We start from the raw sequence: 13685 nt of genomic DNA, 5'->3' as shown, positions 1-13685 counted from the left end.
TTCACCCTCATCGCGCGCTGGGCTACCGCTCGCCGCGCGAGTTCATTGCCCGATTAACCCAGGAGACCTTGTCCGGTCTTTAGGGGGCAACAACATGCTTGCCGTTCTCTTCGCCGGCGCTGGGATCTTTCATGGGTGGGCTTACGGCGAATCGATCTTCGGTGCGGAGCAAACGCCGCTCGTCGCCTATCTTGCCGGCTTCACGGCGGTCCAGTTGGTCGTGGGCGTGCTCGCCGGTCTCGGCACGCGCTGGGTGATCCACAGTGATGCTGCTCGTCCAATGAAGTTGCGCCTCGTGGGCGCCACCGTGGCTGGCATGGGGCTGGTGCTGTTCGTCGGACATGTTGAAGGCATCTTCTTTCCGGGCCTTCAGTGATCACGATAAAGGAAGGGCGAACTCGAGCTCGCTGATTAACACCCTCATCGTTCCGGCAATGGTACTACGATCCATTGCCGGAACGGGTGTGTTAATACTGCGCTGATTTCACAAACGAAGATAAATTACTTCGCGGCCCGCTCGGCCTGCTCGGGTGGGAGATAACCGAGCGCCGAATGAATGCGTTGCCGATTGGAGTAGCGCTCGATGTAAGCGAACAGTTCGCCTCGTGCCTCGTCCTGGGTCGCCCACCGTCGCTGATGGACGAGCTCAAACTTGAGGGTGAGGAGGAAGCTCTCCATCGGAGCATTGTCGTAGCAGCAGCCCTTTGGCTCATGGGCGGCTTCAATACAGACCAGCGACGAATTTTATAATTGTAAAGCCAGCAGGGCTCGCACGATGCTCTACAACTGCCTCGGGGCTCCTTCGCCGGGCAGATGCTTGGCGCTTCAGCTGTGCCGAGGCACGCTCCTCGCCGCCAGCCTATCGACCGGCGCAGCGCAAGCCGAGGAGACAAGGGTCGCACTCGAAATGATCTCGGTCGAGTCCACCGCGGGTGGCCCCGTCCAGCCGGACGTCCTCGGCCGCTCAGTGGACGCGATCAGCCTGATCGGGCCAACGCCGGGTTTCCGCTCGGATCGGGCCGTGAGCGCCACCAAGACCGACACCCGCCAGCTCGATGTCCCCCAGGTCGTGACGGTCGTACCGCGCGAACTCATCACCGACATCAACGCCACCCGCGTCGACCGGGCCTTCGACTACGTGCCTGGGCTGACCCAGACCAACAACTTCGGGGGGCTCGGTACCTTCGCCTACGCCATCCGCGGCGTGACCACGGCCGAGATCTTCCGGAACGGGCTCGCGGCCAACCGCGGCGGTCCGCCCCCGCTCATCGACACCCAGAACATCGAGCGCATTGAAGTGCTCAAGGGGGCCGGCGGCGCCCTGTTTGGACGCAGCGACCCGGGCGGCCTCGTCAACATCGTCACCAAGCAGCCCACCACAATCCGCTTCGTCGAGATGGGCGGCCTATGGGGCTCGTTCGAGCAGTTCCGCGGCACTATCGATTCCGGTGGGGCGCTCAACGACGAGAAGACGCTGCTCTACCGCTTCAATTTCGCCGGGGGTAGCCAGAACAGTTACCGCGACTTCGTCGGCGACGACCGGCTTTTCATCGCGCCGGTCCTGAGCTGGCAGATCACGCCCGATACCAAGCTGACGGTCGAGGCCGCCATCACCCGCAACAACATCGTCGTCGACCGTGGTGTTGTCGCTGTGAACAAGCAACTCGGGTTCGTGCCGATCAGCCGTTTCCTGGGTGAGCCCGGGCAGGTGAGCCGCCAGAGCGACGCGGTGCTCCAGGTGCGCCTCGACCACCGCTTCGACGCCGATTGGCAGATGCGGCTCGCCACGCAGTTCAACACCGGCACCCTGAACGGCGAGAGCGCCGAGGGTCGCGGCCTCCTGTCCGACAACCGTACGGTCATCCGCGACCGCAACTTCCGCGACTACAGTTACGACTCGGTCATCGGTCAGGCCGAGCTCGTCGGTCGCTTCCGAACCGGCGAGGTCGGCCACATCCTGCTCCTCGGCTTCGACCGCGAGGACTTCGACAACCGGCAGCTCTACCTGCGCTCGAACTTCAACACGTTCCCGTACGCGATCGACATCTACAACCCGCGCTACGGCCAGCCCCTGCCGCCGCTGACGCGCGCCTCCAACACCCTGGAGAGCGTGACCGACACCGGCTTTTACGCCCAGGACCTGATCGACCTCGCGCCGCAGTGGAAAGCGCTGGCCGGCGTTCGCTTCGACCTGTTCGAGCGCTCCTTCAAGCAGCGCATCGGAGGCAACAGCGCCGAGCAGACGCGAGCGGCCGCCTCGCCGCGGGCCGGGCTCGTCTACCAGCCCATCCCGGAGCTCGCGCTCTACGCCAACGTCAGCACCAGCTTCCGGCCGAATATCGGCACGGACGCGGGGCTCGGCGCAGGGTCGCGCGCCTTCGAGCCGGAGACCGGCCTCGGCTACGAGGTGGGAGCGAAGGTCGAGCTCTACGGTGGCGCACTCCTGCTGACCGGTGCGGCCTTCCGCATCGACCGAGAGAACGTGCTCACCGCCGACCCCAGCAACAGCGGCTTCCAGATCACGGCCGGCGGCGTGCGCAGCCAAGGCTTCGAGTTCACTGCCGCCGGCCAGCTTACCCCAGAGCTACGCATTATCGGCGGCTACACCTTCACCGATGCCTTCATCACCAAGGACAACGTGCTCCCGGTCGGTGCCCCGCTGCTCAACATCCCGGAGCACAGTGGCACGATGCTGGCCGTCTACGAAGTGCAGAGCGGCCCCCTGCGGGGCCTCGGCATCGGCGGCGGGGTGCGTGCGGCGGGCGAGCGCGCGGGGGATTCGTCCAATTCAGGGTTCAAGCTCCCAACCTACGTCGTGGCCGACGCGCTGGGCTACTACAAGTACGAGAGTTTCCGCTTCGGCCTGAACGTGGAGAACGTCTTCGACACCACCTACTATGTCGGCTCCGTTAGCCAGTTTCGCGTCGACACCGGCTCGCCCCGCCGCATCACCGGCTCCCTGCTGGTTCGGTTCTGAGCGAGGGAGTGACGGTGGCGAAGCCTGAGGCGCACGCTCGCATAAGTCGAAGTACATCGACGTCCTGGCGCCGGACCAGCACCACTTTTCTTGTCGGGAGCCTTTTGTTGGCGTCCTGCGGCGCAGTCCGAGCGGAGCCGACGCGCTACCCGCTCGCCATGGAGAATTGCGGGGCGACCATAACGGTGAAGGCGGCGCCCCGACGTGTTGTATCCGTCGGCCAGACGCAGACGGAGATCCTGTATGCCCTCGGCCTCGCGGACCGCGTCGTCGGGACTGCCGTCTGGTTCGGCCCCGTGGCCGAGCCCTACGAGGCGGCAAACGCCGGGGTGAAGCGGCTGGCTGATAACTCGCCGAGCTTCGAGGCCGTGCTCGGCGAGGCTCCGGACCTCGTGACCGCGACCTTCGCCTGGCATATCGGCCCGCATGGGGCGGTCGCCCGCCGCGAGCAGTTCGGCGACCTGGGCGTACCGGTCTACGTCTCACCGGCCGATTGTGTTGGCAAGGACAACTCGGCGCCAGGGGACGGCGTGCGCGCGGAGCCATTCAGGATGGACCTCGTCTACCGCAATATCCGCGAACTCGGGCAGCTCTTCGACGTGTCGTCCCGGGCGGAGACGCTCGTGGTCGATCTGAAGGCTCGGGAGGATGCCGCGGTCGCATCCATGGCCGGGCGCTTGGCGCGCGACCTGCCCGTTGTGGTCTGGTTCTCCAGCCGGGACGTGAAGGGCGACGCCTTCGTCGCGGGCGCCAAGGGCGTGCCGGCCTACCTCCTCGATAAGCTCGGGGCCCGCAACGTGATTACCACGGACGAGGAGTGGCCCCAGGTCGGCTGGGAGAGCATTGCGGCCGCCGACCCCGCCGTGATCGTGCTGGTGCGCATGGACCGGCGCCTGTTCCCGGCCGACGACGTCGCGGTGAAGCTCGACTTCCTGCGGACCGACCCTGTCGCCCGTCGCCTCGCCGCCGTGCGTGCGAACCGCATCGTCGTCATGGATGTCGCGGCGACGCGGCCGGGGCTCGGGACCATCGACGGCATCAGGGAACTGGCCGACAACCTCAAGGCGCTCGGGCTCGCTCGATGAGGGGCGCCGCGCTTTCGAGTTCCGGGTGGCTGCCCTGCGTGGCCGCGGCCCTCGCGTCTTTGGCACTCCTCTGTCTTGCCGTTGCGCTCGCCATGACGGTCGGCGAGATGCATATCCCTCTGCAGGTCGCCCTGCAGGCGCTCGGCAACGCGCTGTTCGACCTCGGCTACGCGGTGAACCCGATCCAGCAGGGCGTGCTGGTCGACTACCGCCTGAGTCGCGCGCTGTTTGCCGCGTGCTGCGGTGGCGCGCTGGCAGTCTGCGGCGTCATCCTGCAGGCGCTCCTCCGCAACCCGCTTGCCGAACCTTACCTGCTGGGCATCTCGGCGGGCGCCTCCACCGGCGCCGTCGCGGTCATGGTGCTCGGCCTCGGCGGTGCGGCGGTTGGGGTCTCTGGCGGCGCCCTGCTCGGCGCCGTCATGGCCCTGGTGACGGTCGCCTTTCTCGCTATAGGCGACGGCGGCACCAGCGAGCGCGTCATCCTTTCGGGCGTGGCCGCGGCACAGATCTTCAATGCCGCGACGGCCACCATCGTGACCACCTTCGCCAGCGCCGAGCAGGCGCGCGGTGTGATGTTCTGGCTCCTCGGAAGCCTGGGCGGGGTGCGCTGGCCGGATGTGTGGCTGGCGACACCGGTGACGCTTGCCGGGTTCGCAGTCTGCCTCACGCATGCCCGCACCCTCGACGCGTTCACCTTCGGCGAGGACGCCGCCGCCGCGCTCGGCGTGTCCGTCTCTCGGGTCCGCCTCGTGCTGTTCGGAACGACAGCCGCGATGACCGCCGTCATGGTTAGCATCGCGGGGGCGGTCGGCTTCGTCGGCCTCCTGATCCCGCACACCGTCCGGTTGGTCGTCGGCCCGCGCCACAGCCGCCTGTTGCCGGCAGCGCTCGTGACCGGAGCGGTGTTCCTGGTTCTGGCCGATATCCTGTCCCGCGTCCTGATCGCGCGGCAGGTCGTGCCCATCGGAGTTGTCACGGCCCTGTTCGGGGCGCCGGCCTTTGCCTTGATCCTCACCCGCGCGCGGCGGCCGGCATGACGCTCGCGGCGCGGGACCTGCGATGGGAGGCGGGCGGTCGGATCATCGTGGACGGCGTGACCCTGGAGGCGGCGCCAGGACGGATGCTTGGGCTTGTTGGGCCGAACGGTTCCGGCAAGTCGAGCCTGCTACGCCTGCTCTGCGGCCTGAGGAAGGTCAGGAGCGGCGTCGTGAGCCTTGGCGGCACGAACATCGGCGCCTTGTCCCGGCAGGCCGTCGCGCGTCGCCTCGCCGTGGTCGAGCAACATGCGGGCACGCAGTCGCAGGTGACGGTCGAGGATGTCGTGCGCCTCGGGCGGTCTCCGCACCGGAGTGCCCTGGCCCCGTGGAGCGAGGTCGACGAGGCGGCGGTCGCGGGCGCACTGGAGCGGGTCGGGCTCGACGCGCGTCGCGACCAGCCCTGGGAGACCTTGTCGGGTGGAGAGCGCCAGCGGGCGCAGATTGCCCGCGCGCTCGCGCAGGAGCCGAGCGAGCTCGTATTGGACGAGCCGACCAACCATCTCGATGTGCGCCACCAGCTCGATGCCTTAACCCTCGTGCGAGGGCTCGGCGTGACCAGCATCGTCGCCCTGCACGACCTGAACCTAGCCGCCCTGTTCTGCGACGAGATCGCCGTTCTGGCCGAGGGGCGTTTGGTCCGCTCGGGAACGCCGGAGGCGGTGCTGAACCCCGAGATGATCGCGGAGGTGTTTGGGGTTTGTGCCGAGGTCCGCGTCTCCGCCCTCAGCGGTCGGCCCCACATCGAGTACCGTCCGAACTGACCGTCAAGGAGTGACACGGCATGAGCGCATCCGAGGTCACCGCGGGCGTAACCGCCTATTGGGAAGCCCGGGCCCCATACTTCAACGGCACAGCCTCGCATGTCTGCACCCCGGACTGTACTTCTCGTGGATTGCCGCCACCGCCTGCCGGCGTCGTTCGGGGGCTACAAGTTCCTCGAGGCGACGTCTGCCAGCGCATGCTTCACTAAGGACAGGTCGGCCACAAGCCGCCGCAGCCGAGCGTTCTCGCGCTCTAGATCCTTCATCTTACCCGCCTTATCGAATTGGAGGCCGCCGTACTCCTTGTGACCTGACCGGCTGGCTTTGGACCGGGCTGATTGAGAGGATCAGCCGGAACTGAAGGAGTCGGACATGCGGCGAGGTCAGAAGACGAGCGCGGAGCAGGTGGTGCTGAATCTGCGCCAGATCGAGGTGCAGACCGCCCAGGGCAAGAGCTTGGCGCTGGCGTGCAAGGAGGCAGAGATCTCCGAGCAGAGCTCTTACCGCTGGCGCAAGGAGTACGGCGGCCTGCAGGTCGATCAAGCCAGGAAGATGAAGGACCTTGAGCGCGAGAATGCTCGGTTGCGCCGGCTCGTGGCTGACCTATCCCTGGTGGGTCAGGTGCTGGCGGACGTCGCCTCGGGAAACGTGGTTCGCCCCCGAGCGGCGCCGGCAGGCGGTCGACGGCATTCGGGAGAAGTACGGCCTCTCGGAACGTCACGCCTGCCGGATCGTCGGTCAGCACCGCGGCACACAATGCTACGTGCCGACCGTGCTGGCCGACGAGGATGAGCTGACCCGCGCCATCGTTGCCCTGGCGTCTGAGTACGGGCGCTACGGCTATCGCCGTGTCACCGCGCTGCTGCAAGCAGACGGCTGGCAGGTCGGCAAGGATCGGGTTCAGCGCGATCCAAGCGTCGCGAGGGGCTGAGGGTCTCTAGCCGACAGAGACCCCGCAGCCGCCTGTGGCTGAACGACGGTTCGTGCGTGCGGCTACGACCGCTCCACCGCAATCACGTCTGGAGCTTCGACTTCGTGCGGGCTTAGACGCACGACGGGCGAAGCCTGCGCATTCTGACGCTGATCGACGAGCATAGCCGGACGTGCCTCGCGCTGAAGGTAGCGCGGCGCATCAACAGCCTTGGTGTGATTGAGGCGCTGGCCGACGCGATGTGCCTACACGGCATCCCGGAGCATATCCGGTGCGACAATGGTCCTGAGATGATCTCGAAGGCACTCCGCAAATGGGTCACCAAGACGGGCCCTCAGATCCAGTACATCGCCCCGGGCTCGCCGTGGGAGAACGGGTATTGCGAGAGCTTCAGCGGCAAGCTGCGCGATGAGTGCCTACGCCAGGAGATCTTCTACTCGCTGAGAGAAGCACAGGCCGTGATCGATCTCTGGCAGAACACCTACAATCGCGTCCGGCCGCACTCATCCTTGGGCTACCGGCCGCCCGCGCCTGTCAGCTTCTCGGATCTGACCTTCCGGCTACCCATGGCCACCACCATGCAGTAGCCTCGCAACTGGCCCGGTCCAAAATACCGGTCAGGTCACTGCGCGCACGCGACGATGTTGCGGCGCTTTATCTCGGCGGGCGCCCGGTTGCGCGGCCGTGACGCGCGAATCTGTCTTGCGCCTCTTGACCGGCAGCCCGAGGTCCAGACGGGCCTTCCGCACGGTCGCCTTGTCCGGCGGGCACGGCCGTGCAGAGCCTGGGCCATCCCGCATCCCTCCCCGCGGGTCAAGGTCTGCGATCATTGATCTATCGGGCGCGTCTGCGGATGTTTCGAATAGACTGACGAGCCTGGTTGTGGAGTGCCGCGACATTGTAGGACGTGAGATGACCGTCGCGCTTCACGAAACGGCCAGCGACCATGACGGCCGTGATATCCTCCGGCCGGGCCGAGTAGACCAGCAGTGCCGACGGGTCGCCTCCGTCGAATCCCGCCAAATTCCATGCGTCGAGCCGGATGATCTGCAGGTCGGCGGCGCGGCCCGGCGCGAGGGAGCCGGTCGTCGCGTCGAGGCCCAACGCCCGCGCGCCGCCGACCGTCGCCAATTCCAGAAGCCGACGCGGAGAGACAGCCTGCTCGTTACGCGCGGAGCCGGCCTGGGTGAGCGCGGCGAGGCGCATGAGGGCGAACATGTCGGTGAAGCCGGCGAGTGCGCTGCCGTCGATGCCGAAGCCGAGGCGCCGGATTCCGGCGAAGCGATCGATCCGGGTCAGGCCGTAGCCGACCCGATGCTCGGTCAAGGGGGTGACCACGAGTCCGGAACCGGCCTCCTCCAACGCGGCGATCTGGTCGTCGCGGGCGTCTGTCGCGTGGATGACCTGTAGGCCCGGACGCAGCATCCGCCGGGCGATCAGGGCGTCGAACATCGCCTCCGCCCGCCCGGGCACCGTGCCGCTGACATGGACCTGGATCGGCAGCCCGAGCCGGTGCGCGGTCTCCCATTCCCGGTCCTTGACCGCCCAGGCTTGTGCGTCGTCGAGGGCTTGCGGCAGGCGCCAGGCGAGGCCGAGGGAGAGGCGGCCGCCGGCCGAGCGCTCTTCCCAGCCCCACTGCCATTCCTCGACCTGGGCGAGATCGATCGGGTCCGCGGTGGTCTTGCTCTTCATTCCGTAGAGCAGCCTCGCCCGGATCGGGGCATCCCGCAGCGCCGTGAGGCCGGCCTCGGCATGCGCGCGGTCGCGCACGTTGTCGAAGAAATCCGCCGTGGTGGTGATGCCGGAGGCCGCGCTCTCGACGGCGCTCAGCAGCATGCCGAGATAGGTGTCCTCCGGCGTGTAATGCGCCGACAGCCGGCTGGTCACCGAGAAGAACGCGGTCTCGGGCGTGTTGCCGTAGAGGCCCCGCATCTGGCTGATCGAGCCGTGGGTGTGGGCATCGACGAAGCCCGGCAGGACCACCGTGCCCGCCGCCTCGACGATGTCGGCTCCGGCCGGGGCAGGCAGGCCGTGCCCGATCTCCGCGATGCGCCCGTCGCGCACGAGGATGTCGGCCTCGGGAAGATCGCCCCGCGCGGCCTCCATCGTCATGACGTAGCCGCCGCGGATCAGGGTCGTGTCGCCCGGCGGCGCGTCCGCCGCCGCATGGGTCGAGGCGCTCGCCAGCACGGCACCGCACATCGCTTTGCCCAGATCCCGCCGACGCATCGCCATCGTCTCGTCCGGCCTCCCGCCCGATCGCCGCTCGCCTCAGTATGGGACATCGGCGATCGGATCATTGTGGCCGGATTTGACAAGGTTCCTTTCCGTTCCGGGCCGGCCGGCCGGACCGTGCCGCGCGTTGATGCGCGACGCCGCAGGACGGCGACCGGCGCCGGCGCTGCCGGCAAGGCCGTCCGAACGAGGAGACATGTGTGAATTCGAACGGACACGCCATCACCCGGAGCCACCCCACGGGCACGAGCGACAGCTTCGTGCGCTGGCTCGGCTGGATCGCGACCGCCACGAGCGTGCTGATGTTCGTCTCCTACCTCGACCAGATTCCGCTCAACCTGTCCGGTCAGAAGGGCTCGATCATCCAACCGCTTGCCACGGTGGTGAATTGCGGGCTGTGGACGACCTATGGCGCATTGCGCCGCGATTGGCCGGTCTCCTTCGCCAATGCCCCCGGGGTCGTTCTCGGGGCGCTCGCGCTGATCAGCGCGCTTTGACGGGTCCGCCCGGCGCGCCTGCGTCAGCCCGGTTCCGCGGCGGGGTGGGTGGGCAGGGGACGGCGCCGGGCAGTCCCGAGGCGCGGCTGCAGCTTGGCCAGCGCCGAAGCCTCGAACAGGCCGAGATCCGCGGACTCGGCCAGCGCTTGCATCATCTCCTCCTCCATGAAAGCGACGAAGGCGCGGACCCGGCGGGGCTGATGCAGGCGCGCCGGGTAGACGATGCGGACCCATCGGTCGGTCCCGCCCCACCATTCCGGCAGGATGCGCACGAGGCAGCCCGCACGCACGTCGTCGACCACATCCCAGGCCGCCTTCATCGCGATGCCTAGATCCGCCAGCGCGCCGACATGGCAGATCTCGCCATCATTGCCGCCGGCCACGGAGCGTATCGAGACCTCAACCGACTCCTCACCGCGCCAAAGCCGCCACTGGGCCGGCGGCGGATCGCCCACCGTCAGGCAGGCATGCTTGGTCAGATCGATGGGATCTCGCGGTGTACCGGCCTCTGCGAGATAGGCCGGAGAGGCGCACAGAATGCGTGCGTCGGGCACGAGAGGACGGGCGATGAGGCGGCTGTCGGCCAAAGGGGCCTGCCTCATGGCCAGGTCGATGCGGCGCTCCACGAGATCGAGAACGTCGTCGCTGGTCAGAATCTGGACTGAGATGTCGGGATAAAGGGCGAGGAAGCGGTGCAGGCGTGGTGCGATCTGCCGCTGCGCGAAGGCGGCCGTGGCCGTCACGCGGACGATCCCGCTGTGGCCGTCACCGCAGACCTCCTCCGCCGCCTGGATGGCATCCAGGGCCAGCCGGCAGCGTCCGAGGAATTCCTGGCCTTCCTCGGTCAGGCCGAGCTGACGTGTGGTCCGCTGGAGCAGGCGGACGCCGAGCTGCGCCTCCAGCCGTTTGAGACGCTTGGAAACCAGGGTGAGCGAGACGTCGAGTTCCTGTGCGGCCCTCGACAGGCTGCCCGCGCGCACGATGGCGTCGAAGACGCGAAGATCGTCAATGCTGTCGAGCCGCCCCATCCGCTGCATTAGAACGCCGATTTTCGGGGTATCAAGGGATCGATAGGACCATTACCCTACGATTCACATTTGATTGTCATGCGCATGGCTCTGCCGCGGCCGTTCCGGCGGTGTCCAGTCGCCACCCGTCATTCTTGCTTGCGGGCGCGATCGGCGTTGCCGGATCGAGGGCATCCTGAAGGCGCGGCAGACCGGCGGCCCGGTGCGGCGCGAGCCGTTCACCCGCACCCAGCGCATCAACCTCTCGGAACAGCTTCAGCAAATGCCGGCGCAGGTACCGACTGGCACCGCCCGATCGTGTCGATGCGTCGAGCCCGGCCCGGGCAAGGACAAGCCTCCGCGGAAGGGAAGGCGCGGTCGGCCGAGACCGTACCGGACGAATCCCGATCGACCTCGTTTCGTTACCCCCGCTTGGCTCAGATCGGCGCGCCCGTTCGCCGACCGGCTTGCAACGCACCGAGGGGTGCGGGGCACGAGAATGGCTGTGCCCTGCGCCGGGCCTCGCCCACGACGTTTCGCGGACGAGGCCCGATGAGTTTAGGCGATCACGTCGTCACTGCATCGTCGGCATGACGAAGTCCGCGCCGGCGCGGATGCCGGTGGGCCAGCGCGTCGTGATCGTCTTGAGCCGCGTATAGAAGCGCACGCCCTCCGGCCCGTGCATGTGGTGGTCGCCGAACAAGGAGGCCTTCCAGCCGCCGAAGGAATGGAACGCCATCGGCACCGGGATCGGCACGTTGATGCCGACCATGCCGACCTCGATCGCGTGGGCGAATTCCCGCGCCGCGTCGCCGTCGCGGGTGAAGATCGCGGTGCCGTTGCCGAACTCGTGCGCGTTGATGAGTTGCGCCGCCGTCGCGTAGTCCGGGGCCCGCGTCACCGCGAGCACCGGCCCGAAGATCTCCTCCCGGTAGATCGTCATGTCGGGCGTCACCCGGTCGAACAGCGAGCCGCCGACGAAGTAGCCGTCCTCGTAGCCCTGGAGCTTCAGGTCGCGCCCGTCGACCAGGAGTTCGGCGCCCTCGGCCACGCCGCGGTCGATGTAGCCACGCACCTTGTCGTAGTGCTGGCGCGTGACCAGCGGACCCATCTCCGATTCGGGGTCGGTGCCCGGACCGACCTTGAGGGCGCGCACCTTCGGGATCAGCCGCTCGATCAGCGCGTCGGCGGTCTTCTCGCCCACCGGCACCGCCACCGAGATCGCCATGCAGCGCTCGCCCGCGGAGCCGTAGGCCGCGCCCATCAGCGCGTCGACCGCCTGATCGAGGTCGGCGTCGGGCATGACGATCATGTGGTTCTTGGCGCCGCCCAGCGCCTGGGCGCGTTTCCCCTGGCTCGTGGCGGTGGCGTAGATGTAGCGGGCGATCGGCGTCGAGCCGACGAAGCTCACCGCGCTGATGCCGGGGCTGTACAGCAGCGCGTCGACCGCCTCCTTGTCGCCCTGCACCACCTGGAACACGCCGTCGGGCAGGCCGGCCTCCTTGAGCCATTCCGCCATCAGCAGCGCGGCGGAGGGATCGCGCTCGGAGGGCTTCAGCACGAAGCAGTTGCCGCAGGCGAGCGCGACGGGGAACATCCACATCGGTACCATGGCGGGGAAGTTGAACGGGGTGATTCCGGCGACCACGCCGAGCGGCTGGCGCAGGGAGTGGGAATCGACACGGGTGCCGACATTCTCCGTCACCTCGCCCTTGAGAAGCTGCGGAATGCCGGTGGCGAACTCGACCACCTCGGCGCCGCGCTGGATCTCGCCCTTGGCGTCGGAGAGCACCTTGCCGTGCTCGGCGGTGATGAGCGCGGCGAGTTCGTCGATGCGGTCCTCGAGGATGCGCAGGAAGCGGTTGAGGATGCGGGCGCGGCGCAGCGGCGGCGTGGCGGCCCAGGCCGGGAAGGCGGCGCGGGCCGAACTGACCGCGGCCTCGACCTCGTCGCGGCTCGCCAGAGCCACCGCGCCGGTCTCCTCGCCGGTGGCCGGGTTGTAGACGGGCGCGGAGCGGCCGGAGCGGCCGGGGGCGCGGGCGCCGTCGATGAAGTGGGGAATCGGTGTGGCCATGGCGCTTCCTCTCGTCACGCGTCGGGCGGCATACGCCGCTGCAGATTGACGGGCCGCTCATCGCCCTACAAAAAATAAAGCTCAACGGTATATTTCATAGAACCGTTGTGCGGATTTTATAGCCCTTCGGCGAGGGACACGTGAACTGGGACCACCTGCAAGTCTTCCTCGCGGTCGCCCGGCACAGTCAGATGCTCGAAGCCGGCCGTCGGCTCGGCCTCAACCACGCCACGGTGGCGCGCCGGCTCGACGCGCTGGAAGCGGCGCTCGGCACCCCGCTGTTCCATCGCCGGCCGAACGGCTCCGCGCTGACGGAGGCGGGCGAGCAACTCGTCCCGGTGGCGGAGCGGATCGAGGCCGAGGTGCTGGCGGTCGCCGCGCGGATGCGGGCGCAGGAGGCGGAGCCGAGCGGGACGGTGCGGATCGGTGCTCCGGACGGCCTCGGCACCCTGTTCCTGGCGCGGGAACTCGGCCTGTTCGCGAGCCGATACGCCAACCTCGTGATCGAACTCGTGCCGCTTCCGCGCTCGTTCTCGCTCTCGCGCCGGGAGGCGGACCTCGCGATCGGGCTCGACCGGCCGGCGCATGGCCGGCTGATCCTCTCGAAGCTGTCGGATTACAGCCTCGGCCTCTACGCGGCGAAGGCCTATCTCGACCGAGCCGGGATGCCGGAGAGCGTGGCGGATCTCGGAAGCCATGCCGCGGTGATCGGCGTCGACGACTACGCCTACGCCTCGGCGCTGGACTATACCGCCTTCCTGCAGGATCGCGTGGCCAGGGTGTTCCGCTGCGTCGGCGCCGTCGCGCAGCTGGAAGCGGTGCGGGCGGGAGCCGGCCTCGGCATCCTGCACGACTTCGCCGCCGCGGCGCTGCCCGACCTCGTGCGCATCCTGCCGGAGACGGCGTTCCGGCGGAGCTACTGGTTGATGTCGCATCCCGACGATCACGGCAGCCGCCGCATCGCCGCCTGCCGCGACTTCCTCGCCCGGCGCTTCCGTGAGGAGCGCGACCGCTTCCTGCCCCCGCCTGCCGCGCTCCGAGGCGGCGCGGGCTGAACGCACCATGTGCGCGGAGTCGGCCT

Annotated in this window: 11 protein-coding genes and 2 pseudogenes; 8 read left to right on the top strand and 5 right to left on the bottom strand. The window is 68.1% G+C overall.

What is annotated here, in order from left to right; all coding sequences use genetic code 11:
• Positions 1 to 376 (top strand): HupE/UreJ family protein (locus HNR51_RS18735; RefSeq protein WP_182555956.1); only part of this gene is annotated, 376 nt, incomplete at its 5' end.
• A gap of 125 nt (positions 377 to 501) precedes the next feature.
• Here HNR51_RS18735 and HNR51_RS18730 read toward each other — a convergent pair.
• Entirely contained in the window at positions 502 to 735 is a 234-nt protein-coding gene (locus HNR51_RS18730; protein WP_283215068.1) for an integrase core domain-containing protein, read from the bottom strand.
• 40 nt (positions 736 to 775) lie between these two features.
• Between HNR51_RS18730 and HNR51_RS18725 the strand changes: the two genes are divergently transcribed.
• From HNR51_RS18725 to HNR51_RS18710, 4 genes are all read left to right on the top strand, one after another.
• Positions 776 to 2977: a TonB-dependent siderophore receptor gene (locus tag HNR51_RS18725; RefSeq protein ID WP_373325217.1), complete on the top strand. Its 2202-nt coding sequence runs from the start codon at positions 776 to 778 to the stop codon at positions 2975 to 2977.
• Between the two features lie 107 nt (positions 2978 to 3084).
• Positions 3085 to 4062 (top strand): ABC transporter substrate-binding protein, encoded by a 978-nt coding sequence (locus tag HNR51_RS18720; RefSeq protein WP_182555954.1) that lies wholly within the window; start codon positions 3085 to 3087, stop codon positions 4060 to 4062.
• The gene (locus HNR51_RS18715) at positions 4059 to 5099 is read left to right on the top strand and encodes a FecCD family ABC transporter permease (RefSeq protein WP_182555953.1); all 1041 of its coding nucleotides are present in this window, start codon (positions 4059 to 4061) and stop codon (positions 5097 to 5099) included. Before HNR51_RS18720 ends, HNR51_RS18715 begins: the two co-directional genes overlap by 4 nt.
• On the top strand, positions 5096 to 5860 hold the full coding sequence (locus HNR51_RS18710) for an ABC transporter ATP-binding protein (protein WP_182555952.1): 765 nt from the start codon (positions 5096 to 5098) through the stop codon (positions 5858 to 5860). Before HNR51_RS18715 ends, HNR51_RS18710 begins: the two co-directional genes overlap by 4 nt.
• An 84-nt stretch (positions 5861 to 5944) precedes the next feature.
• Here HNR51_RS18710 and HNR51_RS27020 read toward each other — a convergent pair.
• Positions 5945 to 6165: pseudogene (locus tag HNR51_RS27020) on the bottom strand (IS3 family transposase); the annotation flags it as partial.
• Positions 6166 to 6232: 67 nt separating this feature from the next.
• Between HNR51_RS27020 and HNR51_RS18700 the strand changes: the two are divergent.
• Positions 6233 to 7378, top strand: a pseudogene (locus tag HNR51_RS18700) (IS3 family transposase).
• A 247-nt stretch (positions 7379 to 7625) separates the two neighbouring features.
• Here HNR51_RS18700 and HNR51_RS18695 read toward each other — a convergent pair.
• Entirely contained in the window at positions 7626 to 9026 is a 1401-nt protein-coding gene (locus HNR51_RS18695; protein ID WP_210280120.1) for an amidohydrolase family protein, read from the bottom strand.
• A 200-nt stretch (positions 9027 to 9226) separates the two neighbouring features.
• On the opposite strand from HNR51_RS18695, the gene HNR51_RS18690 reads away from it, so the two are divergent.
• Positions 9227 to 9523: a SemiSWEET family transporter gene (locus tag HNR51_RS18690; protein ID WP_182555951.1), complete on the top strand. Its 297-nt coding sequence runs from the start codon at positions 9227 to 9229 to the stop codon at positions 9521 to 9523.
• A gap of 23 nt (positions 9524 to 9546) precedes the next feature.
• Here the strand turns inward: HNR51_RS18690 and HNR51_RS18685 are convergent, their stop codons facing one another.
• Positions 9547 to 10551, bottom strand: a complete 1005-nt coding sequence (locus HNR51_RS18685; RefSeq protein WP_182555950.1) for a LysR family transcriptional regulator — start codon at positions 10549 to 10551, stop codon at positions 9547 to 9549.
• Positions 10552 to 11104: 553 nt separating this feature from the next.
• Entirely contained in the window at positions 11105 to 12604 is a 1500-nt protein-coding gene (locus tag HNR51_RS18680; protein ID WP_182555949.1) for a CoA-acylating methylmalonate-semialdehyde dehydrogenase, read from the bottom strand.
• A 140-nt stretch (positions 12605 to 12744) separates the two neighbouring features.
• Here HNR51_RS18680 and HNR51_RS18675 point away from each other — a divergent pair, with 140 nt between their 5' ends.
• Entirely contained in the window at positions 12745 to 13659 is a 915-nt protein-coding gene (locus HNR51_RS18675) for a LysR family transcriptional regulator (protein WP_012455937.1), read from the top strand.
• Positions 13660 to 13685 lie beyond the last annotated feature (26 nt).

This window comes from Methylorubrum thiocyanatum (assembly GCA_014138645.1).
GTDB lineage: Bacteria > Pseudomonadota > Alphaproteobacteria > Rhizobiales > Beijerinckiaceae > Methylobacterium > Methylobacterium thiocyanatum.
The sequence above is the reverse complement of the archived record's forward strand: the minus strand, read 5'-3'. Positions and strand labels throughout refer to the sequence as shown.